Source organism: Pseudidiomarina halophila, assembly GCF_003987215.1.
GTDB lineage: Bacteria > Pseudomonadota > Gammaproteobacteria > Enterobacterales > Alteromonadaceae > Pseudidiomarina > Pseudidiomarina halophila.
Map to the genome: position 1 here is coordinate 461,072 of NZ_PIPW01000002.1, position 24,820 is coordinate 485,891.

Sequence of the window (24,820 nt, forward strand, 5' to 3'; positions counted from 1 at the left end):
CAATGGAGTTTACTTTGAAACCAGATTTAAATGAATTACAGGCCGAGCTTGTTGACGTAAAGCAGGTCGTTGCGGAAGCCCTGGAGTACGGAAAATCTCTGGGTTCTACTGCGATGGAGTGCGATTTGTCGCGCAGTCGTGGGATTAGCGTTGAAACGCGTTTAGGTGAAGTGGAAACTGTCGAGTTCAACCAGGACGGCGCCTTAGGTATTACCCTTTATCAGGGCCAGCGAAAAGGCTCAGCCTCTACCACCGATTTATCGCCGCAGGCGATTCGTGCCAGCGTGGAGAAAGCCTTTGATATCGCGCGTTTTACCTCACCAGACCCCTACGCCGGATTAGCGCCGGAAGAGTTGATGGCCTATGACAATCCGGATCTTGACCTCTGTCATCCGGGTGATCAGTCGGCTGATTATGCACTCGAACAGGCATTGCAGTGTGAGCGGCACGCGTTAGCATTGGATAAACGCATTGTGAACTCAGATGGTGCCAGTTACAGCAGCCATGTGGGCTATCGGGTGTACGGCAATAGTCATGGCTTTCTGGACGGCTACCTGCAGTCGCGACATGCAATCAGTTGTTCGTTGATTGCAAAACATGGTGATGCCATGCAGCGCGATTATGCCTATACCGTTGCGCGTGCTACTGCTGACCTGGACAGCCCGGAGTACGTCGCTGAACAGGCGGCTCATGAAACCCTGGCGCGACTGGACGGGCGGAAGATTGATACTGCCAAGGTACCTGTTATCTTTCGTGCTGATGTAGCGAACAGTCTGTTCGGCCACTTTGTTGGCGCTATCAGTGGTGGCAATCTCTATCGTAAGTCGAGTTTCCTGCTTGACCAGTTAGGCAAATCAGTGCTGCCGGATTGGCTAACTATCAAAGAAACTCCACATCTGCGCGGAGCATTGGCGAGCTCACCGTTTGACCATGAAGGCGTCGCCACTGAGGATCGCGTTATCGTCGATAACGGGGTACTGCAAAGCTACTTGTTAACAAGTTATGCGGCGCGGAAAATGCAAATGACACCGACCGGACATGCCGGTGGTATTCATACCTGGCAAGTCAGCCAACAGCAGCAAAGTCTTGCAGATCTCTGTAAGACTATGGGTACTGGTCTGCTGGTCACTGAACTTATGGGGCAGGGCGTGAATCTGGTCAATGGCGATTACTCACGTGGTGCCGCCGGCTTTTGGGTAGAAAATGGCGAGATCCAGTATCCCGTCGAAGAAATTACTATCGCCGGGAATTTACGCGATATGTTGCGCAATATTGTTGCCATTGGCAACGATACCGATATGCGCCACGGGGTACGGACCGGTTCGGTACTGCTGGAAAGCATGCGGGTTGCCGGAAACTAAGCCGCTCTGGCTGCTTAACTTAGCAACAAAGTCGCAGTGCCAAGGAAGGCAAAAATACCGACGACATCGGTGACGGTGGTCAGGATAACACCGCCTGCTAATGCTGGATCTATATTGTATTTTTTCAGAATCAGCGGCACCGTCACCCCAGCCAGGCCGGCTGCGAGTAAGTTGGCCATCATGGCAAAGGCGATAATTCCGCCAATTAACAGGTCCTGCTTCCAGACGGCCACCACCGCCGCAATCAGTAATGCCCAGATAACCCCGTTTAAGGCGCCAATGGCGAGCTCTTTCCCGATGAGCCAGCGTTGGTTGCTCGCGCCAATATGGCCTAATGCCATGCCGCGAATCACCAGAGTTAGCGTTTGTGAGCCGGCGATACCACCCATACTCGGTACGATGGTATTGAGGATGGCCAGGATGGCCATCTGCGCCAGAATATCTTCGAATAATGAACTGACCGCAGCAGCGAGTAGTGCGGTTGCGAGGTTTACCGCGAGCCAGACGGAACGACGGCGGGTACTTTTCAGGACCGGAGCGAAGGTATCTTCGTCGTCGTCAAGACCGGCCATGCTGAGCATTGAGTGTTGCGCATCTTCACGGATGATATCGACAACGTCATCGATGGTGATACGACCGACCAGGTGATTTTCAGTATCAACAACAGGGGCGGAAATCCAGTCCTGGCGTTCGAACAGCTTGGCCACTTCAGTTTCGTCCATGTCGACCGGAATACTTTGTACGTCGGACTCCATGACGTCGATAACAAGCTTGGACGGATCAACGGTGACTAAGCGGGAGATTGAGATCTCACCAATAAACTGATCTTCACGACTGACAACGTAAAGTTTGTCCGTTGCTTCGGGTAGCTCACCTTTTAAACGCAGGTAACGCAAAACCACGTCAATGGTTACGTCGGGGCGCAAGGTGATGGTATCGGTGTTCATGATCGAACCGGCGGTCTCATCCTCGTAGGAGAGGGCTTTTTCCGCCCGGTGCCGATCCTGTTCGTCCATGGACTTCAGAACTTCCTGATAGACCTGCTCAGGAAGGCCACGAAGAACGTAAGCAAGGTCATCGGTATCCATGCCCTCGGTGGCTGCCGCGAGCTTCTCAGGCGCCATTTGACGGATAACCGACTTCTGAACTTCTTCAGAAAGTTCTTCGAGGATGTCACCATGCTCGTCAGCATCGACAAGCTGCCAGATAATGGCACGTGCTTTAGGTGGTGAGGATTCGAGTAGGAGTGCAACATCCCAGGCCGGCAGATTATGCAACTGCCGACGAGCCTGCACGTACATGCCACGCGCAAGTGCTTCGGTCACGTCCTGGAGCCGTTGTTCGGCAAATTCTTTTTCGGCGACTTCTGGAAGCATAATGAAAACTCCTATGGATATGAGGAGTTTATCGTATTAAACGCATTTCGTCATGCGTCTTTGCTAGGCGTCTTCGTCAAACCGGGATTCGATAAGGGTGGCGATGGCATCAACTGCGGATTGCGCTTCACTGCCGCGCGCAACCACTTCAATTTCTTTGCCTTGCCCACTGGCGAGTAAGAGTAAACACATAACACTGGAGGCATCGACTTCTTTACCGTCCTGCACAATGGCCACTTTAGCGTCGAACTGTTGGGTAAGCTTTACCAGCTTGGTTGCCGCGCGGGCGTGCAAACCAAGTTTGTTGGTAATGATGACGGACTTGCGGGCTTCCTGGGTCATTTGCGGCGAAATCCTTCACGGTGGCGAACCTGAACTTTAAATTCATAATCTTTAAAGCGCTCCGCCAATTGTTCAGCAATGTAAACCGAGCGATGCTGACCGCCGGTGCAACCAATTCCGATAGTAAGATAACTACGGTTACTGCGTTGGAAGTAGGGGAGCCAGGTATCCAGAAAAGTTTCTACCTGATGAATAAACTTGGTGACCAAAGGCTGCTGTGCAAAAAAATGTTGTACTGCACTGTCAGAGCCGGTCAGTGGTTTTAATTCTGGTTCCCAGTGTGGGTTCGGCAGAATCCTGGCATCGAAAGCATAGTCTAGATCTGGAGGTAAGCCGTATTTATAGCCAAATGACTGGAATACAACGATCAACCTCGATGCGGCACGGCCCAGCACGCGCTCGCTGACCTGCTCGCTTAACTGATGGACACTGAGTTCACTGCTTTCGATACGCCAGGTGGCTCTTTCTGCAAGCGGCTCCAGCAGTTTTGATTCCATCTGCAATGCCTCACTGAGAGGCATCTCATTGCGTGACAAAGGATGCAGTCGCCGTGTCTCACCGAAACGTTGCAGAAGCACTTTGTCGTTGGAGTCGAGGTATAAAATTTCGGGCTTGATGTTATCTGGCAGAAAGTCGAGAGCATCGCTGAGGTCATCGTGAGAATCCGGAAGATTTCGCACATCGACGCTGACGGCGACGGTGGTGTATTGCTCCTGAATTGCATGCACTAATGTCGGCAATAACATAATGGGCAGGTTATCGACGCAGTAGTAGCCAAGATCTTCAAGCACACGCAGCGCTATAGTTTTTCCTGATCCTGAACGGCCACTAACGATGATAAGTTGCATTATTTAGCCACATTCGTCCTGGGTGAAGCGGTCGAACAGCTCCTGATCGTCACTAGCCTCGCGCAGTGCCCGGGTACAGCTCTTATCATTAAGGCGTTGCGCTACCGCAGCAAGTGTCTGCAAATGTTGCTCGTGCTCGTCTTCAGGTACTAACAGGGCAAACACGATATCGACAGGTTGGTTGTCGATAGCATCGAAATCAATGGGTTCGGCCAGGGTTATTAAAATAGCCACAGGTTTATTGGCGCTACTCAAACGACCATGAGGAATCGCGACACCTAAGCCAATGCCCGTGCTGCCAAGCCGCTCGCGATTGAGCAGACTTTCAAACACATCGAAACTGGTGGTCCCCGATAAGCGTGGCGCAGCAAGCTGACCAATGAGTTCGAGAACCTTCTTTTTACTTGAGCCCGAGACTGCACGACGCGTGCAGTCTGGGCTTAACAGTGAGGATAAATCCATGATTTAGTGACGTTTCATCTTTTCTTTGTGTTTAATCACCTGACGATCGAGTTTATTGATTAAACCATCAATCGCCGCGTACATATCTTCGTGCTCGGAATCGGCAAAAATTTCGCCACCACTTACATGCAGGGTAGCTTCCGCTTTTTGGGTTAACTTTTCAACATTTAAAATCACATGGACATTACTAATGTGGTCAAAATGACGCTCTAGCTTGGCAAACTTGGTGTTGACATAATCTCTCAACGCGTCAGTAATCTCGATATGATGACCAGTCAGATTAATTTGCATAACATCTTCCTTCTATTGTCCAAGTTTTAAATAAGACGTTTGCGTTGACTCGAAGGCGGTATCTGTAGCGCCTCCCGGTACTTAGCAATCGTCCGTCTAGCAACCTGAATACCCTGTTCCGACATGAGGTCAGTAAGTTTACTGTCGCTCAAGGGTTTTTTCGGGTTTTCGGCGGCAACTAGCTTTTTAAGCAACGCCCGGATCGCAGTTGAAGAACAGTCTTCACCGCGGTCGGTGCTGAGCTGACTGGAGAAAAAGTATTTCAACTCAAAAACACCGCGGGGCGTATGCATATATTTCTGGGAAGTAACCCGAGATACGGTGGATTCGTGCATCTCGATGGCTGCAGCGATATCAGCCAGTACCATAGGTTTCATCGCTTCTTCGCCAAGCTCGAAAAAAGCTTGCTGACGTTGCACGATGGAGGTCGCGACTTTCAGCAGGGTTTCATTGCGGCTTTCAATACTGCGAATGAACCATTTTGCTTCTTGTAAATGCTGGCGAATGTAGCTCATATCGTCGCTTGGTCTGGCATCCTGTATCAGTGCTGCGTAACTACTATTTACTTTTAGTCTAGGCAAACTTTGTGGATTTAGCTCAACTATCCAGCGACTATTTTTTTGCCGCACCACCACATCAGGAATAACATAAGCTTCATCGCTCTGCGCAAAGCTGTCCCCAGGATGCGGTTGCAACTGCTGGATAATAGCTAAGACCTCAGTCAATTGCGGTTCGTTCAGTTTCAGGTGACGGGAAAGTGACCGGTAATCGCGTTGACCCAGCAGTTCGACGTATTCGGTGACCGCTTTCTTTGTCTCAGCTAGAAAAGGTGTTGCTTCCGGAAACTGCTGGAGCTGGAGCAGTAAGCATTCACTTACGTCCCGAGCGCCAACTCCCACAGGGTCGAAATGCTGGATGCGCTTCAATACAACCGCAACTTCATCTTCCTCAATGGGTTCGTCGAGTTGGGCTGCGAGTGCCTGGGTCAGTTCGCTGACCGAAGTGGTTAGATAGCCGGTCGGGCTAATGGCATCTATAACCGCGAGTCCGATTTGTTCGTCTACCGGCGAGAAGTGCGAAAGCTGCAACTGCCACCGCAGGTGGTCATGCAGCGTTTCGTGGCCGCAGCCAAAGGTCATGGCATCGTAGTCGGCATCGTTTTGGCCAACAGCACCCATCAATTCAGCGGTGTAGTTTTGATCCCACTCTTCGGCGTCGGGAGTCGTTGATTCGTCACCATGATCCCGCAATGGGTCTTCGGTTTCTTCCTGCTCGAGTAACGGGTTCTCTTCGAGCGCTTGCTGGACTTCTTGTTGCAGTTCGAAGCTGGAAAGTTGAAGCAAACGGATAGCTTGCTGCAACTGCGGTGTCATCGACAGCTGCTGGCTAAATTTGAGTTGCAAGCCTTGCTTCATAAGGTAACCACCGAAAGTTGCGGTTGTGCGCTTACAGAGTGAATTGTTCGCCGAGGTAAACGTCTTTCACCTGCTGGTTACTTAAAATAGTATGGGCGTCGCCTTCAGCAATCAACTCCCCATGGCTAACAATATATGCATGCTCACAAACAGAGAGGGTTTCGCGTACATTGTGGTCGGTGATCAAAACGCCTATCCCGCGGTTGCGCAGGTGCTCGATAATCTTTTTAATATCTATTACGGAAATAGGATCAACCCCGGCAAATGGCTCATCCAGCAGAATAAACGCTGGTTCAGCCGCCAGCGCGCGGGCAATTTCGACGCGTCGGCGCTCGCCACCAGACAGACTCATACCGAGACTATTGGCGATATGACCGATGTGGAACTCTTCCAGCAAGCTATCAACTCTTTCTTCGCGAGCATTGCCATCAAGTCCTTTGCGGGTTTCCAGAATGGCCATGATATTGTCGCGCACCGTAAGCTTACGGAAAATCGATGATTCCTGCGGCAGGTAACCGATGCCTTTACGGGCACGTTCATGCATGGGAAGCAATGAAATGTCTTCGTCATCAAGTAAGATGCGGCCTTTGTCATGCCCGACCAGACCCACGATCATATAGAAGGTGGTCGTCTTACCCGCGCCATTAGGGCCAAGTAAGCCGATAACTTTACCCGACTCCACCGTCAGACTTACGTCTTTTACGACCTGACGTTTTTTATAAGATTTAGCAAGGTGCTCAGCGATTAATTGGCTCATTGTCATTCTTTTTATTGGGCTTAAAGATGGTGGTGACGCGGTCACTTTCATCGTCGCCACGGCTGGCGCGCAGTTGCTGCGTCGCAAAGTTGTAAACAATCTCGTTACCCTGAATTTCGCTGTTATCCTGGGTGACTTTAACCTCACCTAACAGGGTAAGAAGCTGCGCCGTTTCATCATAACGAATGATCTGCGCCTGCGCCTGAATCAGGCTACCGTCTTCTAACTCCTGCTGATACGTTGCTGGTGAGCCTTCTGCGGTGAAAGTGCGCACACCATCTTCGCCTTGCTGGGCGACTTCCAGATGGTCAGCGGTAATTTTCAGGGTGCCCTGAGTAATCACCGCATTATCTTCAAAGATTGCAATTTTATTCTGGATATCAAACCACTCACGCTCTGAGTCGATGATAATGTCCTGCTCGAAGTCCGCTTTCCCTTGCGCGGCCGCCGGTGGGCTCCAAAGCATGATGCCCAGCAGCAATAAACTGCCGCCAATAAGCGCTTTACGGATTGTGAGTGAAAGTAGTTTGTACATGCTCATTCAATTCCAATGTTTCGGCGCGGAGATCAGCAATCATGCCGTTACCGCGCACTAAAAAATTCTTACCAAAAATGGTTACCGGCTGATCTGTCACCATGGTTTCTGCCAGGGTATCAATGGTCAGATAGCTCGTTTCAACACGTTCCAGGTAGTCATCAGACGAAAGATGGGTTATCACGATACCACGCTCAAGTACGAGCGTCTTATCGTCATAAAATGAACCCTGTTCGGCCACTACACGCCAGGTGTCCTGCTTGCCGTCCGTGCGGACCTGATAAACCGGATCATCGAGCTCCGTCAACCCAATTGGACTGTAATGCGTCATTTTGGTTGCATTAATCTGATGTTCAAGCTGTCCTTTGCTATTGTACACGCGTGTGGCCAGGCCTTCAGCAATAAAGTCAGGCGGGATTTCGCGAAATTGCGGATCCGTCGCGGCCGTTTCGTCGGTGTCAAACGGCCGCCAGATAAGCAGCGCCCCAAGCAGAAAAATAATCGCTAAAATCCAACTAAGCTGGCGGTTCATAGGCTGACCCCACCGTGCAACTGTAAGTGTCCCTGGCTAAGTAAAATCAGGTCACTAAGTTCACGCACCGCGCCAAAGCCACCACGCATACTGGTGACGTAATCGGCTTGCTGTTGCACCCAGGGATGCGCATCCTGTGGCGCGACGCCAAGGCCAGCGTGTTGCAGCATAACGACATCGGGTACGTCATCGCCGATACTGGCAATTTGCGCGTTTTCTAACTGATACTTCTCGGCCAGGCGTTGATAAACAGCAAGCTTTTCGGTGGTGCCCTGAACTATATCCTGTACCCCAAGTGCCTGCATACGTTGCTCAACGATCTGCGATTGCCGCCCAGTGACCACAGCTACGCGAATGCCATTATTAAGTAGTGCTTTAACACCGAAGCCATCACGGGTATGGAACGCTTTTAATTCTTCGCCGGAGTTGCCGAGATAAATCCGGCCATCAGAAAAGACCCCATCGACGTCGCAGATCACCAGCTTAATCGCTTTCATGCGCTCAAACAGAGTTTCGTTGATGTCACCGTACCAGGTGCTAACGGTAGCTAATGCCATTACATGACTCCTGCTTTTAACAGATCGTGCATGTTGAGAGCGCCACGCGGATGGCCGTGGTCATCAACGACAAACAGACCGTTAATCTTCCGGTCTTCCATTAACTTCAGACCTTCTGCGGCAAGCACGTCGGCGTGAATGGTGATTGGATTTTTCGTCATCACCTCGGCAATCCGGGCTTGATGCACGTCCAGTCGTTGGTCGAGAACGCGCCGCAGGTCACCATCGGTAAACAGGCCGACCAATTTGCCATCTGGATCCGTGACCCCGGTCATGCCCAGTCCCTTGCGGGACATTTCCAGTAATGCCTCGCTTAAGCTTGCCGACTGTTCGACTAAAGGCATGCGCTCAGCGCTATGCATTACATCATGAATGTGCAGCAACAGTCGCCGTCCAAGGCTACCACCCGGGTGCGACATGGCGAAGTCGTCAGCCGTGAAGCCGCGGGCATGCAGCAGGGCAACAGCAAGGGCGTCACCCATGGCAAGTGTAGCTGTGGTTGATGAGGTCGGCGCCAGGCCCAGCGGGCAGGCTTCCTGCTTAACCGCGATACAAATATGTACATCGGCAAGTTCTGCAAGGGTCGAATCCGGATTGCCGGTCATACTGATAAGGTGCGCGCCCCGGCGCTTGATAAGGGGGGCGATGCTTAACACTTCGCCGGTCTCGCCCGAGTTAGACAGTGCCAGCACTACATCGTCTGCAGTGATCATGCCTAAGTCACCATGACTTGCTTCGCCAGGGTGGACAAAAAACGCTGGGGTACCGGTGGACGCAAGTGTTGCGGCTATTTTGCCGCCGATATGGCCGGACTTACCCATACCAATCACAATCACGCGACCTTTGCAGGCGAGTAAGTACTCACAGGCCTGAGTGAAATTTGCATCAAGGAAGCGTTTCAAGTCGCTCACCGATTGTGCTTCGATATCGAGTACACTAGCGGCAAGAGAGATAAAAGAGTCGGTTTTGGCAGCAGTCATAGCAAACCTTTAATCGCCGAAAAACATGAATGACTGCAATCATAACCGATCGATTCTGTAAATGCAGACGTAAAACGTTCAACAACTCATGATTTGTCACAAATTTTACCACCCTGCGCTAGGGAAAAGTCACGATTTCAGGTAAACTAGGCGGTCTAGAAAAAAGGGATGAGCCAGCTATGACAAGCGCTGACGTAGACGATCTCGTCGTTATTGAAAATGTGGATTTTGCCCACGGCTATGGTGCAAACAAGGTCTACAAAGGCCTGGAAATGCGGATCCCGCGCGGTAAGATCACTGCGGTGATGGGCCCGAGCGGCATTGGTAAAACCACCTTGTTGCGATTGATAGGTGGGCAACTCAAACCACAGCATGGCAGCATTAAATTTGCTGGTCATGATATTCCGCAGCTGTCGCGCAGTGCGTTGTACGAACAACGCAAACGCATGAGCATGCTGTTTCAAAGCGGGGCTTTATTTACCGATATGTCGGTATACGAAAATATAGCGTTCCCGATCCGCGAACACAGCGACCTGCCGGAAGAGATTATTGAGACCATCGTGCTGATGAAGCTGGAAGCTGTGGGCTTACGCGGTGCGCGCGACCTGATGCCTGCTGAATTGTCAGGTGGTATGGCTCGCCGTGCGGCACTTGCCCGCGCGATAGCGCTGGATCCCGAACTGATCATGTATGATGAGCCTTTTGCCGGACAGGATCCGATTTCGATGGGCGTTATTGTCAAGCTCATCAAATCATTGAATAACTCTCTGGGTATTACCAGCATTGTGGTTACCCATGATGTTGCAGAAGTCTTAACTATCGCTGATAAGGTCTTCATTATTGCCGATAAGAAAGTTGTTGCCGAGGGGACACCGGACGAACTGAAAGCGTCGGACGATGACTTAGTGCAACAGTTCTTATCAGGTGAGCCTGATGGCCCGGTGGCATTCCATTACGATGGACCAAGCTTTGCTAAGGATATTTTCGGGCAGGAGCTTGACTCCGACAGCGAGAAGTCCAGGGAAAGAGAATCAAAACAGCAAGAGTCAGCGGAGCAGAAGGGGAACGGCAATGCTGGATAAAGTCGCAGCACTGGGGAAATCAGTCCTTGATACGATAGCCGGTGCGGGCCAGGCTATGGTCATGCTGTTGCGGGCGCTGATAGGCAAACCGCAACTGCGTAAATCCTGGCCGTTGCTAATGCAACAGATGTATTCCGTTGGCGTACTGTCATTGGTCATCATTGTTGTGAGTGGGCTTTTTATCGGCATGGTTCTCGGCTTGCAGGGCTATACGATTCTGGTGGATTTTGGTGCCGAACAAAGCCTTGGTCCCATGGTCGCATTATCGCTGTTGCGTGAGTTAGGCCCGGTAGTTACGGCGCTATTGTTCGCCGGACGGGCAGGCTCGTCGCTAACGGCGGAAATTGGACTGATGAAAGCCACAGAGCAGCTTTCGAGCCTTGAAATGATGGCTGTCGACCCACTACGTCGCGTGATTTCACCGCGTTTCTGGGCGGGCTTTTACAGCATGCCAATACTGGCGATCATCTTTTCCGCTGTTGGTATTTATGGCGGTTATCTGGTCGGTGTGCGCTGGCTTGGCGTCGATGAGGGCGCGTTCTGGTCAGTGATGCAATCGAATGTCGAGTGGGGACAAGATATTCTCAACGGCATTATTAAAAGTTTAGTTTTTGCCTTTGTAGTGACGTGGATTGCACTACACAAAGGCTTTCATTGTACTCCAACCTCGGTCGGTATTAGTCGGGCAACGACATCGACTGTAGTGACAGCTTCATTGGCTGTTTTGGGGTTAGATTTTGTTCTCACCGCACTGATGTTTGGGTAACAGATTATGGAATCAAGAAATGCACAGTTAGCTGTTGGTTTTTTTGTCATTATTGGTGTTTTGGCACTGCTGTTTTTAGGCTTGCGTGCAGCCAACACCAGCATCGGAAGTAATGGTGAAACCTATAAACTCTATGCGAAGTTTGACAATATCGGCGGCTTGAAAGAACGTTCACCAGTCAAGGTTGGCGGGGTGGTTGTTGGCCGCGTTAGCCGTATCACCCTTGATGGTGACTACTACGAACCACTGGTCGAGATGACGATAAGCGCCAAGTACGATGAATTTTCTAACACTTCATCTGTCTCAGTACTGACCTCGGGCTTACTTGGCGAACAATATCTCGGTCTCAGCCCGGGTTTCATTGATGATACCGTCGAGATGTTAGATGACGGCGACTATATCCAGGACACAAAATCTGCATTGGTTCTGGAAGATTTGATTGGGCAGTTCCTGTTTAGCCAAGGTAACGATTAAGGAGTGGTGATGAAAACCTGGTATGCATTCTTGATGACAGCGCTGTTAGTGGTCTCTGGAACAGCCGTGGCGAAATCTGATTTGATCCGTTCTGACAACCCTTATGAGTTACTTGAAAAAGTCGCTAATAAAACTGCTGAGCGTATTGAAAACGAGCGTAGCAAGATTGATGAAGACCTTGACTACCTGCGCGTGATTATTCGCGAAGAACTGATGCCTTACGTTGATTCTACTTATGCTGCAAAACGTGTCTTAGGTCGAAACCTGAAAGACACTACGGAAGAGCAACGGCAAGAGTTCTATACGGTTTTTCGTGAGTACCTGATCGCAACCTATGGCCGCGCATTTACTCAATATGATGAAGAAAAGCACGACTTTAAGTTTGAACGTGCGCGCGAGGTAAGCCCCAGTGATCGTATGGTCGAAGTGGAAACCCGACTGATGGAGCCAGGTCGTCCGCCAATCCGACTGGACTTCAAAATGCGTTACGACGAAGATGAGAAATTATGGAAAGCCTACGATCTGGTCGTTGAAGGCGTGAGCTTGCTGAACAGTAAGGCGGCAGAAATATCCTCAGTTATTCGTAGCCGCGGCATTGACGGCACCATCGAGTTGTTGCGCGAAAAAGGACAAGACCCAATTCAACCTTATGAAGAAGAAGGTGATAGTTAAGCTTATGTCTGCACAACTGAGCTGGGAAATGGCTGATAAAAAGTTAAGCTTTAAGGGTGAAATGACCCGCGCTACCGTAGCTCGTGTCTGGCAGGAACGCGATGATTGGCTGACCGACGGACAAGAGCAGTTAACGGTAGATCTGGAAGCAGTCGATCATGTCGACTCCGCTGGTGTGGCACTGCTGCTGCAACTCAAAAAGTATTTAATGCAGCACCAATGTGAACTTCTTATCAGCAATCCGAGTCAACAGTTTGACGCCATCGTTGAAGTTAGCGGTGGCACGTCGTTGCTCAAGCATGTTTAAATGCTAAATCCACTCAATAAGAACTAAGTCCGATGACAATAGATACAATCAAAGAACTTATCCAAGCTGCTCTCGAGTTAGATGAACTCATTGTTAAAGTTGATGGTAGTCAGGCTTCGATTACTGCTGTCAGTGAAGACTTCGCCGACTTAAGCAGAGTGAAGAAACAGCAACTGGTATATGCACCGCTGAAAGACATTATTGCCAGCGGCGAATTACATGCTGTTTCTATTAAAACCTATACCCCAACTGAGTGGCAGCGCGAGAAAAAGCTCGCAATGCTGAGTTAAAGCGAGTAGCGAGCGATGCAAAAATTTGTGATTAAAGGTGGCCAGGCGCTGCACGGTGAAGTACGGATTTCAGGTGCGAAAAACGCAGCACTGCCAATACTGATGGCGAGTTTGTTAGCCACAGATGACGTTGAACTGCAGAATGTTCCAGCGCTGCAAGATGTGCAGACCTCGCTCAAGTTGTTGGCTGATTTAGGCATTGATAGCGATCGCCTGGATAGCAACAGCTATCGGATTCATCCTCAGACCATTGCTAACCATGTCGCCAGCTATGAGCTGGTGAAGACCATGCGTGCGTCTATTTTGGTTTTAGGACCACTGTTAGCGCGGCAGGGTAAAGCTCAGGTATCCTTACCTGGCGGCTGCGCAATAGGCGCACGTCCGGTGAACTTGCATATTGAAGGCTTACGGCAAATGGGCGCCGATATCACCGTCGAGAACGGTTATATCAATGCTCAGGTCGAAGGGCGTTTACAAGGCGCAGCAATTTTACTTGATACCGTTAGTGTAACGGGCACCGAGAATTTGATGATGGCCGCGACCTTAGCTGAGGGCGTGACTACCATTGAAAATGCTGCTCGGGAACCGGAAGTCGTCGACTTAGCAAACTTTTTGAATACTCTCGGTGCCGATGTGCGCGGTGCCGGAACTGACACCATCGAGATACATGGTGTTGAGAAACTGCACGGTGGCAGCTACGCAGTGCAACCGGATCGTATCGAAACAGGTACTTTTCTGGTCGCGGCGCTGGTTACCGGTGGAGATGTTACTTGCCGTAATACCGACCCGAGCATGCTTGATGCGGTATTGAAAAAATTAACTGAAGCTGGTGCCACTATAACTAAAGGTGCTGACTGGATTCGTCTACAGGCGCCAAAACGCCCGCATTCAGTAAACGTGATCACCGCACCTCATCCGGCTTTTCCTACGGATATGCAGGCGCAGTTCTGTACCCTCAATGCGATTGCTGACGGCACCGGTTGGGTACGTGAGACTATCTTTGAAAATCGCTTTATGCACGTGCCAGAATTACAGCGTATGGGTGCGCAGATCGAATTAGAAGGTAACACTGCAATTTGCAAAGGAACCGATCGGTTGGCGGGTGCGCAGGTTATGTGTACGGATCTTCGTGCTTCGGCTTCGTTGGTTATTGCCGGCCTGGTCGCAAGCGGCGAAACCACGGTACAACGTATCTATCACATTGATCGTGGTTACGAGACGATTGAGAAGAAATTATCTGCGCTGGGTGCACAAATCGAACGTCACGACTGATAACGTAGTTTGGCAATGGTTACCGTGGTCGTGAGTTCTTCATTGCCACGGAAATAACGAATTTCCAGCTCCGTACCCGGAGTAGTCGTTGATATCAAAGCGAGACCCTCAGCGGCGGATGAAATCTGCTCGCCGGCAATCTCGACAATATAATCCTCTGCCCGTAAGCCCGCGCGATCTGCCGGGCTGTTTGGATCTACGCCAGTAACAAAAATACCGGGCTGTTGGTAAACCTGTGCGGCAGGGGTGTCACCGGTATTTATACCTAAGTAGCCGCGCACCACCTCGCCTTCTTCTATCAGTGTTTTCATGATCGTCCGTGCCAGTGAATAAGGCACCGCAAAATAGATACCTTCAACCCCCTGGCCAGCAGGACCACGAAATTGTGCGTTGTTGATACCGACTAAATAACCTTCACTATTGACCAAAGCGCCACCGGAGGCACCTTCATTGATGACGGCGTCCATTTGCATCAGGTCAGCATGGCTATTGATCACGCCCATGCGGCCACCGGTCGCACTGACAATACCTTGCGTGATGGTTTGTCCAAGGTTCAGTGGATTGCCAATTGCCAGTACCACATCACCGACGTTTGAGCGGAGCTGGTTATCCTGCGGAATAACGGGGAGGTTATCGAGTTCAATGCGCAATACTGCCAGGTCGGTAACTGGATCCATGCCAATGACCTGGGCGCTGGTACGGCGACCGTCCTGCAGCGCGACCTCGATGGAACTGACATTGCCAACTACATGAGCAGCGGTCAGAACGTGGCCTACATTATCCATGATAACGCCCGAGCCTAACCGTAAAACTGTACTCGGACGACGGCTGTAATAGGAGCCGCGGAATTCAGTTAAACTATAGATATTAACCACTGCAGGAGCCGCACGGTTCACGGCTTTGGCAAAGCTCATCGGTTGGTTGCTCTGCTGCTGGGACGTCTGCCAGTTTTGCAACAATGGCTGCAGCCAAATCACCAGTGCCGCAACAACCAGACCTAGAACAATCGAGCGTAGGATGTAACTAAACCAATTTTTAGGCCGGGTCGATCGCGTCATTATTCTTCCATTAATGTGTTGAGCAGAGTTGATCACGAATTACTGAATAAGCATACCACTTCTATAAAAAAGAAGGCAGCTTTGTTAGGCTGCCTTCGGAACTTGCGCTGTGTGATTCACTTACTGTAGAAATTATATGGGGTTAGCCACCTCGTAAAACAAGGTACAACGATGAATTTCCGCGTTGAATATTGAGTGCGACAACTCCCCGTGCACTGTCCAGAGCGTTTCTTAGCTCACTTACCGATGCGACCGGCTGACGATTTACCGCCATAATGATGTCGTCCTTACGCAAGCCATAACGGGCAGCTATTGAGCCTTCAACAAGCTCGGTGATGATGACACCACCGTCTTCATTTGCGGCTAAGGTTGCACCTTCCAGCGCCGGATGCAGGCTTGCTGCTTCGACCGCTGTTTCTTCTGCACTGAGGGTAACTTCAAAATTCCGTTCATCACCATCGCGCAATACGGTTAACTCAATAGGTTTACCAACGCCCATGGTTTTTACCCGGGCACTCAGGTCTGAGAAGCTGCGAACTTTCTCGTCGTTAACTGCCACGATAACGTCGCCAGATTTTAATCCAGCGCGCGCCGCTGCGCTGTCGGGCAGAACTTCGGCAATAAATGCACCTTGCTTAGCTTGAAGGTTCAGTGCTTCAGCAATATCTGCAGTCAAGTCGTTACCGCGAACGCCAAGCACTCCACGGCGCACTTCACCGAACTCAATCAGCTGTTGTACAAGTGCCAGCATCATATCGGATGGAATCGCAAAACCGATACCAATGTTGCCGCCGCTGGGGCCTAAAATAGCGGTGTTAATGCCGATAAGCTTGCCGTTAAGGGTGACCAGAGCGCCGCCAGAGTTACCACTATTGATGGCAGCATCGGTCTGGATGAAGTTTTCAATCTCTTCAATACCCAGGCCGCTGCGACCCAATGCACTAACAATGCCTGAAGTAACCGTTTGACCAAGACCGAATGGATTGCCAATGGCCACAACAAAATCGCCGACCCGCAAATCTGCAGAACTACCGATTTCGATTTCGGTAAGACCTTCACCATTTTCGATTTTTAACAGTGCGATATCAGAGTTAGCATCTGTACCTATAACTTCGGCATCAAATTGCGTACCGTCTTTAAGTGTCACTAAAATCTCTGATGCGCCGTCGATAACATGATTATTGGTCACTACATAGCCTTTATCGGCGTCAATAATAACGCCTGAACCTAAGCCCCGGAATGGACGTTCCTGCACTTGCTCACGAGGGCTATCCGGACCAAAGAAAAAGCGGAACATATCGGGAACGCGCTGCCGCACTTCGCGACTGCCTTTCACTGAGATGTTGACCACGGCGGGGGTCACTTCTTCCAGCATAGGCGCCAATGTTGGCGTTTCGTCCTTATCGCTGAAAAACGGGATATTGGCCTGAGCGGGGCTCAAGGCCAATAAACTTGTCAGGGTAATAACTGCAAAGAGTTTAATTCTCATAGGGTACAGGCTCCTTTATACAACACGACTGTTCGTGCAAGTAAAGACCGACCCTAACGAAATAAGTTCAGCTTAGAGATGTTTCAAGATGTTTTTTGCTTTGATGAAGAAAAAAGTCCACTTTTCTTATCAGAGTAGTCCTGCGGTGGTTGTTCCGCAGACTCATTCTTAGCCTGGCGACTATCATTTTGTAGCTTGCTGGCCATCCGTAGTTGACGCATGGTGTCTTCGGCAAAGAATGGCAAACTTGGTTGCGTCTGCTCTTGTTGCAGGAGTTCCGAGCTATGGTTCAGATAGGCTTTTAGCTTGTCCTGAGTTTCCTCAAGTTGCTCTACCAAAGCGCTGGCGGTGGAAAAATGTTCTGCAACTTCTTGCTGATAGGCTGCTAACTGTTCGCGGCTTTGCTGCACTTCTTCAGTTAATCGCGCCTCGTCAGAGTGTTCTTTGAGCCAGTAACGCGCTACAAAAAAACCGAAAACAGCTCCTGCCAGCACTAACAGAATGCCAATGATTGCATCCATAAAAACTCCTTAAAAACACGATTCGCATGATAAACTAGTACCCCATAGCATAATGCAGAATAGGGTCGAAGTGGTAGTGACAACGCAAAACATCACCCCATTAATTAAATACGAAGCCGATCTGGCAACCGGCGGATTCAGTCCGGACGCAGCGCAACGTCGCGCTGTTGAGGCGTTGCAGCGATTATATGATGATTTGATCAGCTATCGTGCGCAGCAAAAGAGCAGTTTGCTGTATAAGCTTAAAAGCGTATTCGGTGCGACTAAACCGGCTCCCAAAGGCCTCTACTTTTGGGGTGGCGTAGGGCGTGGCAAGACCTATCTGGTCGATACGTTCTATGAAACCTTACCCTTTGAAGAGAAGTTACGCGTGCATTTTCATCGGTTTATGCACCGCGTCCACAAAGAGTTAAAAGAACTCAAAGGGCAAAGTGATCCCTTGCCGATTATCGCCGACAAGCTTGCCAGTGAAACTCAGGTGATTTGCTTTGATGAGTTCTTTGTTCAGGACATTACTGACGCAATGATTCTTGGCACCCTGATGCAGGAACTCTTTAGTCGCGGAGTTGTATTGGTTGCGACATCGAATATTGTTCCCGATGACCTTTATCGTAATGGCTTGCAGCGGCAGCGTTTTCTTCCAGCGATTGCCTTAATCAAAGAGCACTGTGAAGTCATTAACGTTGACAGTGGCATTGATTATCGGTTGCGGACCCTGAGCAAAGCTGAAATTTATCATTCGCCCCTTGATGCCACAGCCGATGCCAATTTAAAGCGCTATTTCACTGAACTTGCTCCCGATCATTGCAGTCGCAACACCGACGGCACCATTCGCATTAACGGTCGCGATATCCCTGTGCGTCTTGAGTGTGATGATGTTGTATTGTTTGATTTCGAAGCGATCTGCGGCGGGCCGCGTTCACAGAACGACTACATTGAACTGGCGCACCTGTACCACGCAGTACTGATCAGTAATGTGCCGCAACTGGGCGCAAATAAAGATGATGCCGCGCGCAGATTCTTAGCCTTGGTGGACGAATTCTACGAGCGGCGGGTCAAGTTGATTTTGTCTGCTGCAGTGCCACTGGAAGACATTTACGCCGAAGGTAAGCTGGAGTTTGAATTCCGCCGTTGTATTTCGCGATTGCAGGAGATGCAAAGTCATGATTATCTCGCGCAAGCGCACAAACCCTAAAACAGCAAAACCGTTATTCGCTATCAGATATTAGTTATTGGTTTAAAACACATACCTTTTTCCAATAACGAGTATCTGATAGCGAATAACGCTTTTGTCTTTCCCAATAACCACTAGCTGATATCCAATAACGCTGTTGATCTTTTAAACTGTTTTCCCTATAATCCGCGCAGCCCACGTTACAGGTACAACTAACCAGTGAGTGGCGATGCCACAACGGTTGTTGTGGTTCGCGGGGAAGCCCGGAACTACTGTCGTGAACCTTTAATAAAGAGTATGTTTCAATGAGTACATTTGTTGCAAAACCAGAAACCGTACAACGTGACTGGTATGTTATTGACGCCGAAGGTAAAACCTTAGGTCGTTTGGCGACTGAAGTCGCTCGCCGTTTACGCGGTAAGCATAAGCCTGAGTACACGCCTCACGTCGACACTGGTGATTACATCATCATCGTTAACGCTGAGAAAGTGGCGGTTACTGGCCGTAAGGCACAGAACAAGATTTATTATTCACACTCTGGGTATCCAGGTGGTATCAAGGAAATCAGCTTCGAGAAGTTGATCGCCAAGGCACCAGAAATGGTCATTCAGAAAGCGGTGAAGGGTATGTTGCCTCGTGGTCCACTAGGTCGTGCCATGTTCCGTAAACTGAAAGTATATGCAGGCACTGAGCACAACCATGTTGCTCAACAGCCTAAACAACTTGAAATTTAAGACGGAGCATTAAGACAATGGCAGAGAATCAATACTACGGTACTGGTCGTCGCAAAAGCTCAACTGCACGCGTTTTCTTGCGTCCGGGCAGCGGCAACATCAGCATCAATAACCGCACCTTAGAAGAATACTTCGGCCGTGAAACCGCACAGATGGTTGTTCGTCAACCGTTAGAGCTGGTAGACATGGTTGAGAAATTCGACTTATACATCACTGTTTCTGGTGGTGGTTCAAGTGGTCAGGCTGGCGCAGTGCGTCACGGTATCACTCGTGCGCTTATGCAATATGACGAAGCTCTACGTGGCGACTTACGTCGTGCGGGTTATGTAACTCGTGACGCGCGTCAGGTTGAACGTAAGAAAGTCGGCTTGCACAAAGCACGTAAACGTCCACAGTTCTCCAAGCGTTAATCTATCGCTTACGAAGCTGTACGTTACAGAAATACAAAACCCGGCCTTTGTGCCGGGTTTTTTGTGTTTATCCTTGTAAAAATCAGGGTATTTCTTTATCATCTGAAAGCATTTTTATTGCCGTTCGCCTGTGCCGGTTGGTATGGGTGGACCTAACGCAGCAGCTAATTACTGACTTCACGGCAATGTCCCGTGAAGCGTCCAAACTGGAGAGTAAGTGGATGAGCAATGCGCCTGTAGATAAAGGCCGCCGTCGTTTTCTGACTGTCGCAACCTCTGTGGTTGGTGCAGCAGGCGCGGTGGGTGTTGCTGTTCCTTTCATAGCGTCATGGAACCCGAGTGCGAGAGCTAAAAACGCGGGTGCCCCTGTGGAAGTGAACATCGGAAAAGCCGAACCGGGTCAACTGATTCGGGTGGAGTGGCGAGGCCAGCCGGTATGGGTGGTACGCCGTACACCAGAAATGTTGGCGAGCCTTGAAGGTTTAGCAGACCAACTTCGTGACCCTAATTCAGAACAACCTCAACAACCAGAGTATGCTGAAAATCTCTATCGCTCGCGGAAGAAAGAATATTTCGTGGCGGTCGGTATTTGTACGCATCTCGGCTGTTCTCCGCAGTATTTACAGAATGACTTCGCGGAACAGGTTGAGGGCGTCGACGCGGGCTTCTTCTGTCCTTGCCATGGTTCAAGGTTCGATATCGCTGGTCGCGTATTTGAAGGTGTTCCGGCACCTTATAATCTGGTCGTGCCTCCGCATTACTACATAAATGAAAACACCATTTTGGTAGGTAAAGACGGGGAGCAAGCGTGATGAGTAAATTAATCGCATGGATTGACGAACGCATTCCGATGACCAAGACGTGGAACATCCACCTTGCGCAATACCCGGCTCCGAAAAATTTCAACTTCTGGTACCTCTTTGGTGTACTCGCCATGTTGGTATTGGTGAACCAGATTCTGACCGGAATTTGGTTGACGATGAACTACGTGCCTTCTGCTGATGGTGCTTTCGCGTCAGTCGAATACATTATGCGTGATGTCGACTACGGTTGGTTACTGCGCTATATGCACTCAACGGGAGCCTCAGCGTTCTTTGTTGTGGTCTATCTGCATATGCTGCGGGGGATGATGTACGGGTCTTACCAGAAGCCACGCGAGCTGCTGTGGGTATTCGGTATGCTGATCTTCCTGGTACTGATGGCCGAAGCTTTTATGGGCTATCTGCTGCCGTGGGGACAGATGTCGTACTGGGGTGCGCAGGTTATTATTTCGCTGTTTGGCGCGATTCCGGTTATCGGTGATGACCTCACACTTTGGATTCGCGGTGACTATGTCATCTCGGGTGCTACGCTGAACCGCTTCTTTGCATTGCATGTTATCGCGCTACCATTAGTACTGGTTATTCTGGTGTTCCTGCATATTGTTGCACTGCACGAAGTAGGCTCAAACAATCCGGAAGGTATCAACATTAAGAAGCCGAAAGGCTCGATACCTGAGGAAGAGAAACCCAAGTTCAAATTCCATGAGCGCTTCACGAAGAAGTACGACATTGTTGATGCGTTCCCGTTCTTCCCCTATTACGTAGTGAAAGATCTGGTCGGTATCGGTATTTTCCTGTTCTTCTTCTGCTATGTGATTTTCTTCGCACCAGCGATGGGTGGCCTGTTCCTTGAGCCACCAAACTTTGAGCCGGCGAACCCGTTGAAGACACCTGATCATATTGCTCCGGTCTGGTACTTCACGCCGTTCTACGCAATCTTGCGCGCGGTTCCAGAGAAACTGCTCGGTGTCATTCTGATGTTTGGCTCGATTGCGGCATTGTTCGTATTGCCATGGCTTGATCGCGCTAAAGTGCGCTCAATCCGTTATCGCAGCGGCTTCCACAAGGTTAACCTTGCGATCTTTGTAGTTAGCTTTGTGGCACTTGGTTACTTGGGTCTGAAACCAGCAACGGAGGTCTATACCTTCTTTGCCCGAGTCTTCACCTTCTTGTACTTTGCGTTCTTCGTTTTACTGTTCTTCTATAGTAAAAACGAGAACACGAAGCCAGTTCCAGAGAGGATTACTAAGTGATGAAACAGTTTCTTAAAACGACTCTGCTGGTAGCCGCAACCCTATGGTCAGTAGCAAGCTTTGCTGCTGACCCAACGGTACCACTTGATGAAGCTAAAGTAGATTTGCACAACAAAGCCTCGTTACAGCGTGGCGCGCAATTGTTTATGAACTATTGCCTTGGTTGTCACTCTATGGAGTATCAGCGTTATAACCGCACTTTCGAAGACCTGGGTATTCCGGAAGAAATCGGGATGGAAAACCTGCAGTTCACTGGCGAGAAAGTAGGTGATCTGATCACCAATGCTATGCCGGCTGAGTCAGCAGGCAACTGGTTTGGTACTGCGGCACCCGATTTGACCCTGGTTTCACGCGTGCGCGGTGCAGATTGGATTTACACGTACTTGCGTTCATTTTATGTAGACGAGTCTCGCCCATTTGGCGTGAACAATGCAGTTTTCCCTAACGTGGGTATGCCTCATGTGTTGGAAGAGTTGCAGGGTATACCGCGTAAGACCTATGAAGAACAGATGGTCGATGGCGAGATGACAGAACGTTACGTGGGTATTAAAACCGACGGTAGCGGCATGTTAAGCCCGTCTGAGTACGATCAAGCTATGCTCGATTTAACCAATTTCCTGGTGTATACCGGCGAACCGATGCTGCTTGAGCAGCGTCGTATGGGTTGGTACGTCTTCGGGTTCTTATTTGTCTTTACACTCTTCGCGTGGTTCTTGAAGCGCGAATTCTTTAAAGACGTGAAGTAATGATGGAGAAAGACATGTCGGTTGCGGCAAATAAACGGTCAGTGATGACTTTGTATTCGGGACGTAATGACTTACGTAGTCATCAGGCTCGAATCGTGTTGGCAGAAAAAGGCGTAGGTGTTGAAATTACCTATGTCGACAACGATCAAATACCGGAAGATCTGTTGCAACTTAATCCTTATCCGGATGCGTTGCCAACTTTGGTGGATCGTGAGTTGGTTCTGTACAACGCGCACATCATCATGGAATACCTTGATGAGCGTTTTCCGCATCCGCCATTGATGCCTGTGTACCCGGTTGCCCGTGGTACCAGCCGTTTGATGATGTACCGTATCGAACGCGATTGGTATGCACTTGCTGATGCAATCGTTAAAGGTGGTAAAGGGGTAGAGGCAGCACGTCAGGAACTGCGCGAAGGTATCCTTGCCCTCGCGCCGATTTTTGCCGATACGCCTTACTTCATGAGTGAAGAGTTCACTCTGGTTGATTGCTACCTGGCACCGCTGTTGTGGCGTCTGCCAAGCTACGGTATTCAACTCGAAGGCGCTGCCGCAAAAGCTGTTAAAGCTTACATGCTGCGGGTATTCGAGCGTGACTCCTTCCAGGAATCTCTCACTGATGTCGAGCGAGACTTAGGTCGGTGAGTGAATTGACGGCAATGTCCGCACGTCGCCCGTACATGTTACGGGCGGTGTACGAGTGGTTAGTAGATAATCAGTTAACCCCACACCTTGTTGTCGATGCAGATGCACCTGGTTGTCAGGTGCCACGCGAGTTTGTCCAGGAAGGGCAAATCGTACTCAATATTGCGCCAGGCGCGGTGGGTAATCTGCAACTGCTGAATGACTGTGTCGAGTTTAATGCTCGCTTCTCGGGTAAGCCACAGCGTGTTTATGTTCCGATGATTGCGGTCAGTGCGTTGTATGCGCGCGAGAACGGCGCGGGGACAATCTTTGAAGAAGAACCTCAGCTGGAAAATCAGGCGCCGGAGCCACCTCCTGAGCCACCAACTCCAGGCAAGAAAAAACGGCCCAGCCTGAAAGTGGTCAAATAACAACAAGAGCGTTAGTAGCTATCAGTTATTAGTTAGTAACGCTTTCCTTCTAATAACCACTATCCAATAACCAATAACGCTCTTGCCTTTTAAATTAACGGGTTTCGAAGGCGTCGATGACGCGTTCTACACCATTGGTGTTGCGCGCAATATCAATTGCCTTTCGCGCCATGTTGCGATCAATCAGCCCCATTAAAAAGACCTCACCATTCTCAGTCACGACTTTAATTTTGTTCGCATCGACGGTTTCATCGGTGACATATTTGGCTTTGATTTTACTGGTTAGCCAACTGTCGTTACTGATGGTTTTCATGCCAATAACAGGTGCGGTCCGCAGCTCATTGTGAACCCGTTGAACACCCTCGATATCGCGGGCAATACTTGCAGCTAAACCGGCTAAGTTGGCCGACGGCACCTGCCCAATCAACAATACCGAACGATTGAATGACACCACCTGAATACGGGTCGTGGACAGGCGTTCTTCGCGTTTCAGTGCGGTGATGACTTTGATCTCAATGGCCTGATCGTCAACCTGTGTGCCTACAGTGCGCGAATCCGTTGCCGATGAAATACCAATGGCAGTGGCGCCAACCAACGCTGCCGCGCAGCCGGACAGACCAAGCATAACGATGAAAGCAACTAGTGGCAGACTTAATCTATTGTTCACGAGTCGTCCTCCTGAGGAAATATCTGTTGTTCGGCAAGACTGCATAACATATTGACCAGCTGCAGTAAGTGTTCACTAACGCGGGCGGCATTGCGTGAGGGAATGCGGATTTCCACATCGTCCGGACCAAGCAAACCCACGACGTCCTGATCGGCGTCATTGGTGAGCGCTATGATAAGCATATCGCGGCTCAGCGCGGCTTCCATTGCGCGGCTGACACGCGGAGCCTCGGCACCAGCGTTTAGTACCAGCAACAAGTCGCTGGGCTGACCTACGGCAAGGATCTGTTGGGCGAAAATACCTTCATGGTCGTTGGCACCATAGTCGGCGTGCAGTGCGTTCACCGGAAAAGGCGGCCGCTCAAACTGTAGTCCGGTGAGCATGATATGGGCAAAATGACGCGCGCTGGCGTGGGCCATACTCTCCCCACAACAATAGATTTTCTGTCCTCTTAACAGCGAATCCACTAACAGCTCTGCAGCGCGCATGAGTGGCTCCTGCAGCTGATCTGCAGCAGCAATCTGGGTTTGAATGCACTCTGTAAAAATTGCTTTTACCGGTTCTTGCATACGTC

General features: G+C 50.0%; 32 protein-coding genes. 16 read left to right on the forward strand and 16 right to left on the reverse strand.

Going from position 1 to position 24,820, the window contains the following annotated elements; translation table 11 throughout:
• Positions 1-14: 14 nt before the first annotated feature.
• Positions 15-1,361, forward strand: coding sequence for a metalloprotease PmbA (pmbA, locus tag CWI69_RS08150; protein WP_126763632.1), 1,347 nt, complete (start codon positions 15-17; stop codon positions 1,359-1,361).
• 14 nt (positions 1,362-1,375) lie between these two features.
• Here the strand turns inward: pmbA and mgtE are convergent, their stop codons facing one another.
• The 11 genes from mgtE to CWI69_RS08205 all read right to left on the reverse strand — a co-directional run bounded on the left by mgtE (position 1,376) and on the right by CWI69_RS08205 (position 9,456).
• The gene (gene mgtE / locus CWI69_RS08155; RefSeq protein WP_126763634.1) at positions 1,376-2,737 is read right to left on the reverse strand and encodes a magnesium transporter; all 1,362 of its coding nucleotides are present in this window, start codon (positions 2,735-2,737) and stop codon (positions 1,376-1,378) included.
• Between the two features lie 63 nt (positions 2,738-2,800).
• Entirely contained in the window at positions 2,801-3,079 is a 279-nt protein-coding gene (locus CWI69_RS08160) for an HPr family phosphocarrier protein (RefSeq protein WP_126763636.1), read from the reverse strand.
• Positions 3,076-3,927 (reverse strand): RNase adapter RapZ, encoded by an 852-nt coding sequence (gene rapZ, locus CWI69_RS08165; protein ID WP_126763637.1) that lies wholly within the window; start codon positions 3,925-3,927, stop codon positions 3,076-3,078. Before rapZ ends, CWI69_RS08160 begins: the two co-directional genes overlap by 4 nt.
• A gap of 3 nt (positions 3,928-3,930) precedes the next feature.
• Positions 3,931-4,389, reverse strand: coding sequence for a PTS IIA-like nitrogen regulatory protein PtsN (ptsN, locus tag CWI69_RS08170; protein ID WP_126763639.1), 459 nt, complete (start codon positions 4,387-4,389; stop codon positions 3,931-3,933).
• 3 nt (positions 4,390-4,392) lie between these two features.
• Complete coding sequence (gene hpf / locus CWI69_RS08175) at positions 4,393-4,680, reverse strand: ribosome hibernation promoting factor (RefSeq protein ID WP_126763641.1); 288 nt, start codon at positions 4,678-4,680, stop codon at positions 4,393-4,395.
• Between the two features lie 26 nt (positions 4,681-4,706).
• The gene (locus CWI69_RS08180; protein WP_126763643.1) at positions 4,707-6,095 is read right to left on the reverse strand and encodes an RNA polymerase factor sigma-54; all 1,389 of its coding nucleotides are present in this window, start codon (positions 6,093-6,095) and stop codon (positions 4,707-4,709) included.
• Positions 6,096-6,126: 31 nt separating this feature from the next.
• On the reverse strand, positions 6,127-6,852 hold the full coding sequence (gene lptB, locus CWI69_RS08185) for an LPS export ABC transporter ATP-binding protein (RefSeq protein WP_126763645.1): 726 nt from the start codon (positions 6,850-6,852) through the stop codon (positions 6,127-6,129).
• Entirely contained in the window at positions 6,833-7,387 is a 555-nt protein-coding gene (gene lptA, locus CWI69_RS08190; RefSeq protein WP_157984257.1) for a lipopolysaccharide transport periplasmic protein LptA, read from the reverse strand. The genes lptB and lptA overlap by 20 nt, the downstream gene beginning before the upstream one ends.
• Positions 7,356-7,919: an LPS export ABC transporter periplasmic protein LptC gene (gene lptC, locus CWI69_RS08195; RefSeq protein ID WP_126763648.1), complete on the reverse strand. Its 564-nt coding sequence runs from the start codon at positions 7,917-7,919 to the stop codon at positions 7,356-7,358. The genes lptA and lptC overlap by 32 nt, the downstream gene beginning before the upstream one ends.
• Positions 7,916-8,476, reverse strand: a complete 561-nt coding sequence (kdsC, locus tag CWI69_RS08200; RefSeq protein WP_126763650.1) for a 3-deoxy-manno-octulosonate-8-phosphatase KdsC — start codon at positions 8,474-8,476, stop codon at positions 7,916-7,918. The genes lptC and kdsC overlap by 4 nt, the downstream gene beginning before the upstream one ends.
• The gene (locus CWI69_RS08205) at positions 8,476-9,456 is read right to left on the reverse strand and encodes a KpsF/GutQ family sugar-phosphate isomerase (RefSeq protein ID WP_126763652.1); all 981 of its coding nucleotides are present in this window, start codon (positions 9,454-9,456) and stop codon (positions 8,476-8,478) included. Before CWI69_RS08205 ends, kdsC begins: the two co-directional genes overlap by 1 nt.
• Positions 9,457-9,635: 179 nt before the next feature.
• Here CWI69_RS08205 and CWI69_RS08210 point away from each other — a divergent pair, with 179 nt between their 5' ends.
• From CWI69_RS08210 to murA, 7 genes are read left to right on the forward strand one after another with little or no spacing between them, the layout of a single operon-like run.
• Positions 9,636-10,538, forward strand: a complete 903-nt coding sequence (locus CWI69_RS08210) for an ATP-binding cassette domain-containing protein (RefSeq protein ID WP_126763653.1) — start codon at positions 9,636-9,638, stop codon at positions 10,536-10,538.
• Positions 10,528-11,304, forward strand: coding sequence for a lipid asymmetry maintenance ABC transporter permease subunit MlaE (gene mlaE, locus CWI69_RS08215; protein ID WP_126763655.1), 777 nt, complete (start codon positions 10,528-10,530; stop codon positions 11,302-11,304). The genes CWI69_RS08210 and mlaE overlap by 11 nt, the downstream gene beginning before the upstream one ends.
• A gap of 6 nt (positions 11,305-11,310) precedes the next feature.
• Positions 11,311-11,778, forward strand: coding sequence for an outer membrane lipid asymmetry maintenance protein MlaD (mlaD, locus tag CWI69_RS08220; RefSeq protein WP_126763657.1), 468 nt, complete (start codon positions 11,311-11,313; stop codon positions 11,776-11,778).
• A 9-nt stretch (positions 11,779-11,787) separates the two neighbouring features.
• Complete coding sequence (locus CWI69_RS08225) at positions 11,788-12,450, forward strand: MlaC/ttg2D family ABC transporter substrate-binding protein (protein ID WP_126763659.1); 663 nt, start codon at positions 11,788-11,790, stop codon at positions 12,448-12,450.
• 4 nt (positions 12,451-12,454) lie between these two features.
• Positions 12,455-12,757 carry an STAS domain-containing protein gene (locus CWI69_RS08230; protein ID WP_157984258.1) on the forward strand — a complete coding sequence of 101 codons (303 nt, stop codon included), beginning with the start codon at positions 12,455-12,457 and terminating at the stop codon, positions 12,755-12,757.
• Positions 12,758-12,789: 32 nt separating this feature from the next.
• Positions 12,790-13,047 carry a BolA family protein gene (locus tag CWI69_RS08235; RefSeq protein WP_126763662.1) on the forward strand — a complete coding sequence of 86 codons (258 nt, stop codon included), beginning with the start codon at positions 12,790-12,792 and terminating at the stop codon, positions 13,045-13,047.
• A gap of 15 nt (positions 13,048-13,062) precedes the next feature.
• Positions 13,063-14,319: a UDP-N-acetylglucosamine 1-carboxyvinyltransferase gene (gene murA / locus CWI69_RS08240; protein ID WP_126763664.1), complete on the forward strand. Its 1,257-nt coding sequence runs from the start codon at positions 13,063-13,065 to the stop codon at positions 14,317-14,319.
• Here murA and CWI69_RS08245 read toward each other — a convergent pair.
• The 3 genes from CWI69_RS08245 to CWI69_RS08255 all read right to left on the reverse strand — a co-directional run bounded on the left by CWI69_RS08245 (position 14,310) and on the right by CWI69_RS08255 (position 17,387).
• On the reverse strand, positions 14,310-15,377 hold the full coding sequence (locus CWI69_RS08245; protein ID WP_126763666.1) for a trypsin-like peptidase domain-containing protein: 1,068 nt from the start codon (positions 15,375-15,377) through the stop codon (positions 14,310-14,312). The two genes, murA and CWI69_RS08245, sit on opposite strands and share 10 nt — an antisense overlap.
• A 142-nt stretch (positions 15,378-15,519) precedes the next feature.
• A complete protein-coding gene (locus tag CWI69_RS08250) occupies positions 15,520-16,866 on the reverse strand; it encodes a DegQ family serine endoprotease (RefSeq protein ID WP_126763668.1) in 1,347 nt (448 codons plus the stop codon).
• An 83-nt stretch (positions 16,867-16,949) separates the two neighbouring features.
• A complete protein-coding gene (locus CWI69_RS08255; protein ID WP_126763669.1) occupies positions 16,950-17,387 on the reverse strand; it encodes a Z-ring associated ZapG family protein in 438 nt (145 codons plus the stop codon).
• A gap of 52 nt (positions 17,388-17,439) precedes the next feature.
• Between CWI69_RS08255 and zapE the strand changes: the two genes are divergently transcribed.
• From zapE to CWI69_RS08295, 8 genes are all read left to right on the forward strand, one after another.
• Positions 17,440-18,582, forward strand: coding sequence for a cell division protein ZapE (gene zapE, locus CWI69_RS08260; RefSeq protein WP_126763670.1), 1,143 nt, complete (start codon positions 17,440-17,442; stop codon positions 18,580-18,582).
• 284 nt (positions 18,583-18,866) lie between these two features.
• Complete coding sequence (gene rplM, locus CWI69_RS08265; RefSeq protein ID WP_126763672.1) at positions 18,867-19,295, forward strand: 50S ribosomal protein L13; 429 nt, start codon at positions 18,867-18,869, stop codon at positions 19,293-19,295.
• Positions 19,296-19,312: 17 nt separating this feature from the next.
• The gene (gene rpsI, locus CWI69_RS08270; RefSeq protein ID WP_126763673.1) at positions 19,313-19,705 is read left to right on the forward strand and encodes a 30S ribosomal protein S9; all 393 of its coding nucleotides are present in this window, start codon (positions 19,313-19,315) and stop codon (positions 19,703-19,705) included.
• 221 nt (positions 19,706-19,926) lie between these two features.
• Positions 19,927-20,517, forward strand: coding sequence for a ubiquinol-cytochrome c reductase iron-sulfur subunit (gene petA / locus CWI69_RS08275; RefSeq protein ID WP_126763675.1), 591 nt, complete (start codon positions 19,927-19,929; stop codon positions 20,515-20,517).
• On the forward strand, positions 20,517-21,779 hold the full coding sequence (locus tag CWI69_RS08280; RefSeq protein WP_126763676.1) for a cytochrome b: 1,263 nt from the start codon (positions 20,517-20,519) through the stop codon (positions 21,777-21,779). Before petA ends, CWI69_RS08280 begins: the two co-directional genes overlap by 1 nt.
• Positions 21,779-22,525: a cytochrome c1 gene (locus tag CWI69_RS08285; protein ID WP_126763901.1), complete on the forward strand. Its 747-nt coding sequence runs from the start codon at positions 21,779-21,781 to the stop codon at positions 22,523-22,525. The genes CWI69_RS08280 and CWI69_RS08285 overlap by 1 nt, the downstream gene beginning before the upstream one ends.
• Positions 22,526-22,539: 14 nt before the next feature.
• Entirely contained in the window at positions 22,540-23,169 is a 630-nt protein-coding gene (gene sspA, locus CWI69_RS08290; RefSeq protein ID WP_126763678.1) for a stringent starvation protein SspA, read from the forward strand.
• 14 nt (positions 23,170-23,183) lie between these two features.
• On the forward strand, positions 23,184-23,579 hold the full coding sequence (locus tag CWI69_RS08295) for a ClpXP protease specificity-enhancing factor (RefSeq protein ID WP_126763902.1): 396 nt from the start codon (positions 23,184-23,186) through the stop codon (positions 23,577-23,579).
• Positions 23,580-23,673: 94 nt separating this feature from the next.
• On the opposite strand, the gene dolP is transcribed toward CWI69_RS08295, so the two are convergent.
• Together dolP and CWI69_RS08305 are read right to left on the reverse strand one after the other, a co-directional pair.
• Positions 23,674-24,246: a division/outer membrane stress-associated lipid-binding lipoprotein gene (dolP, locus tag CWI69_RS08300; RefSeq protein WP_241971068.1), complete on the reverse strand. Its 573-nt coding sequence runs from the start codon at positions 24,244-24,246 to the stop codon at positions 23,674-23,676.
• Positions 24,243-24,815, reverse strand: coding sequence for an SIS domain-containing protein (locus CWI69_RS08305; protein ID WP_126763681.1), 573 nt, complete (start codon positions 24,813-24,815; stop codon positions 24,243-24,245). Before CWI69_RS08305 ends, dolP begins: the two co-directional genes overlap by 4 nt.
• Positions 24,816-24,820 lie beyond the last annotated feature (5 nt).

Coding starts and splice junctions, on each gene's coding strand:
- sspA (WP_126763678.1), top strand. CDS start 22,540: ATGTCGGTTGCGGCAAATAAACGGTCAGTGATGACTTTGTATTCGGGA.
- lptC (WP_126763648.1), bottom strand. CDS start 7,919: ATGAACCGCCAGCTTAGTTGGATTTTAGCGATTATTTTTCTGCTTGGG.
- lptA (WP_157984257.1), bottom strand. CDS start 7,387: ATGTACAAACTACTTTCACTCACAATCCGTAAAGCGCTTATTGGCGGC.
- CWI69_RS08225 (WP_126763659.1), top strand. CDS start 11,788: ATGAAAACCTGGTATGCATTCTTGATGACAGCGCTGTTAGTGGTCTCT.
- CWI69_RS08255 (WP_126763669.1), bottom strand. CDS start 17,387: ATGGATGCAATCATTGGCATTCTGTTAGTGCTGGCAGGAGCTGTTTTC.
- hpf (WP_126763641.1), bottom strand. CDS start 4,680: ATGCAAATTAATCTGACTGGTCATCATATCGAGATTACTGACGCGTTG.
- CWI69_RS08305 (WP_126763681.1), bottom strand. CDS start 24,815: ATGCAAGAACCGGTAAAAGCAATTTTTACAGAGTGCATTCAAACCCAG.
- CWI69_RS08295 (WP_126763902.1), top strand. CDS start 23,184: ATGTCCGCACGTCGCCCGTACATGTTACGGGCGGTGTACGAGTGGTTA.
- CWI69_RS08180 (WP_126763643.1), bottom strand. CDS start 6,095: ATGAAGCAAGGCTTGCAACTCAAATTTAGCCAGCAGCTGTCGATGACA.
- CWI69_RS08280 (WP_126763676.1), top strand. CDS start 20,517: ATGAGTAAATTAATCGCATGGATTGACGAACGCATTCCGATGACCAAG.
- CWI69_RS08245 (WP_126763666.1), bottom strand. CDS start 15,377: ATGACGCGATCGACCCGGCCTAAAAATTGGTTTAGTTACATCCTACGC.
- kdsC (WP_126763650.1), bottom strand. CDS start 8,476: ATGGCATTAGCTACCGTTAGCACCTGGTACGGTGACATCAACGAAACT.
- lptB (WP_126763645.1), bottom strand. CDS start 6,852: ATGAGCCAATTAATCGCTGAGCACCTTGCTAAATCTTATAAAAAACGT.
- CWI69_RS08160 (WP_126763636.1), bottom strand. CDS start 3,079: ATGACCCAGGAAGCCCGCAAGTCCGTCATCATTACCAACAAACTTGGT.
- rapZ (WP_126763637.1), bottom strand. CDS start 3,927: ATGCAACTTATCATCGTTAGTGGCCGTTCAGGATCAGGAAAAACTATA.
- CWI69_RS08250 (WP_126763668.1), bottom strand. CDS start 16,866: ATGAGAATTAAACTCTTTGCAGTTATTACCCTGACAAGTTTATTGGCC.
- mlaE (WP_126763655.1), top strand. CDS start 10,528: ATGCTGGATAAAGTCGCAGCACTGGGGAAATCAGTCCTTGATACGATA.
- rpsI (WP_126763673.1), top strand. CDS start 19,313: ATGGCAGAGAATCAATACTACGGTACTGGTCGTCGCAAAAGCTCAACT.
- CWI69_RS08210 (WP_126763653.1), top strand. CDS start 9,636: ATGACAAGCGCTGACGTAGACGATCTCGTCGTTATTGAAAATGTGGAT.
- mlaD (WP_126763657.1), top strand. CDS start 11,311: ATGGAATCAAGAAATGCACAGTTAGCTGTTGGTTTTTTTGTCATTATT.
- CWI69_RS08235 (WP_126763662.1), top strand. CDS start 12,790: ATGACAATAGATACAATCAAAGAACTTATCCAAGCTGCTCTCGAGTTA.
- CWI69_RS08230 (WP_157984258.1), top strand. CDS start 12,455: ATGTCTGCACAACTGAGCTGGGAAATGGCTGATAAAAAGTTAAGCTTT.
- CWI69_RS08205 (WP_126763652.1), bottom strand. CDS start 9,456: ATGACTGCTGCCAAAACCGACTCTTTTATCTCTCTTGCCGCTAGTGTA.
- CWI69_RS08285 (WP_126763901.1), top strand. CDS start 21,779: ATGAAACAGTTTCTTAAAACGACTCTGCTGGTAGCCGCAACCCTATGG.
- mgtE (WP_126763634.1), bottom strand. CDS start 2,737: ATGCTTCCAGAAGTCGCCGAAAAAGAATTTGCCGAACAACGGCTCCAG.
- ptsN (WP_126763639.1), bottom strand. CDS start 4,389: ATGGATTTATCCTCACTGTTAAGCCCAGACTGCACGCGTCGTGCAGTC.
- petA (WP_126763675.1), top strand. CDS start 19,927: ATGAGCAATGCGCCTGTAGATAAAGGCCGCCGTCGTTTTCTGACTGTC.
- zapE (WP_126763670.1), top strand. CDS start 17,440: ATGCAGAATAGGGTCGAAGTGGTAGTGACAACGCAAAACATCACCCCA.
- rplM (WP_126763672.1), top strand. CDS start 18,867: ATGAGTACATTTGTTGCAAAACCAGAAACCGTACAACGTGACTGGTAT.
- murA (WP_126763664.1), top strand. CDS start 13,063: ATGCAAAAATTTGTGATTAAAGGTGGCCAGGCGCTGCACGGTGAAGTA.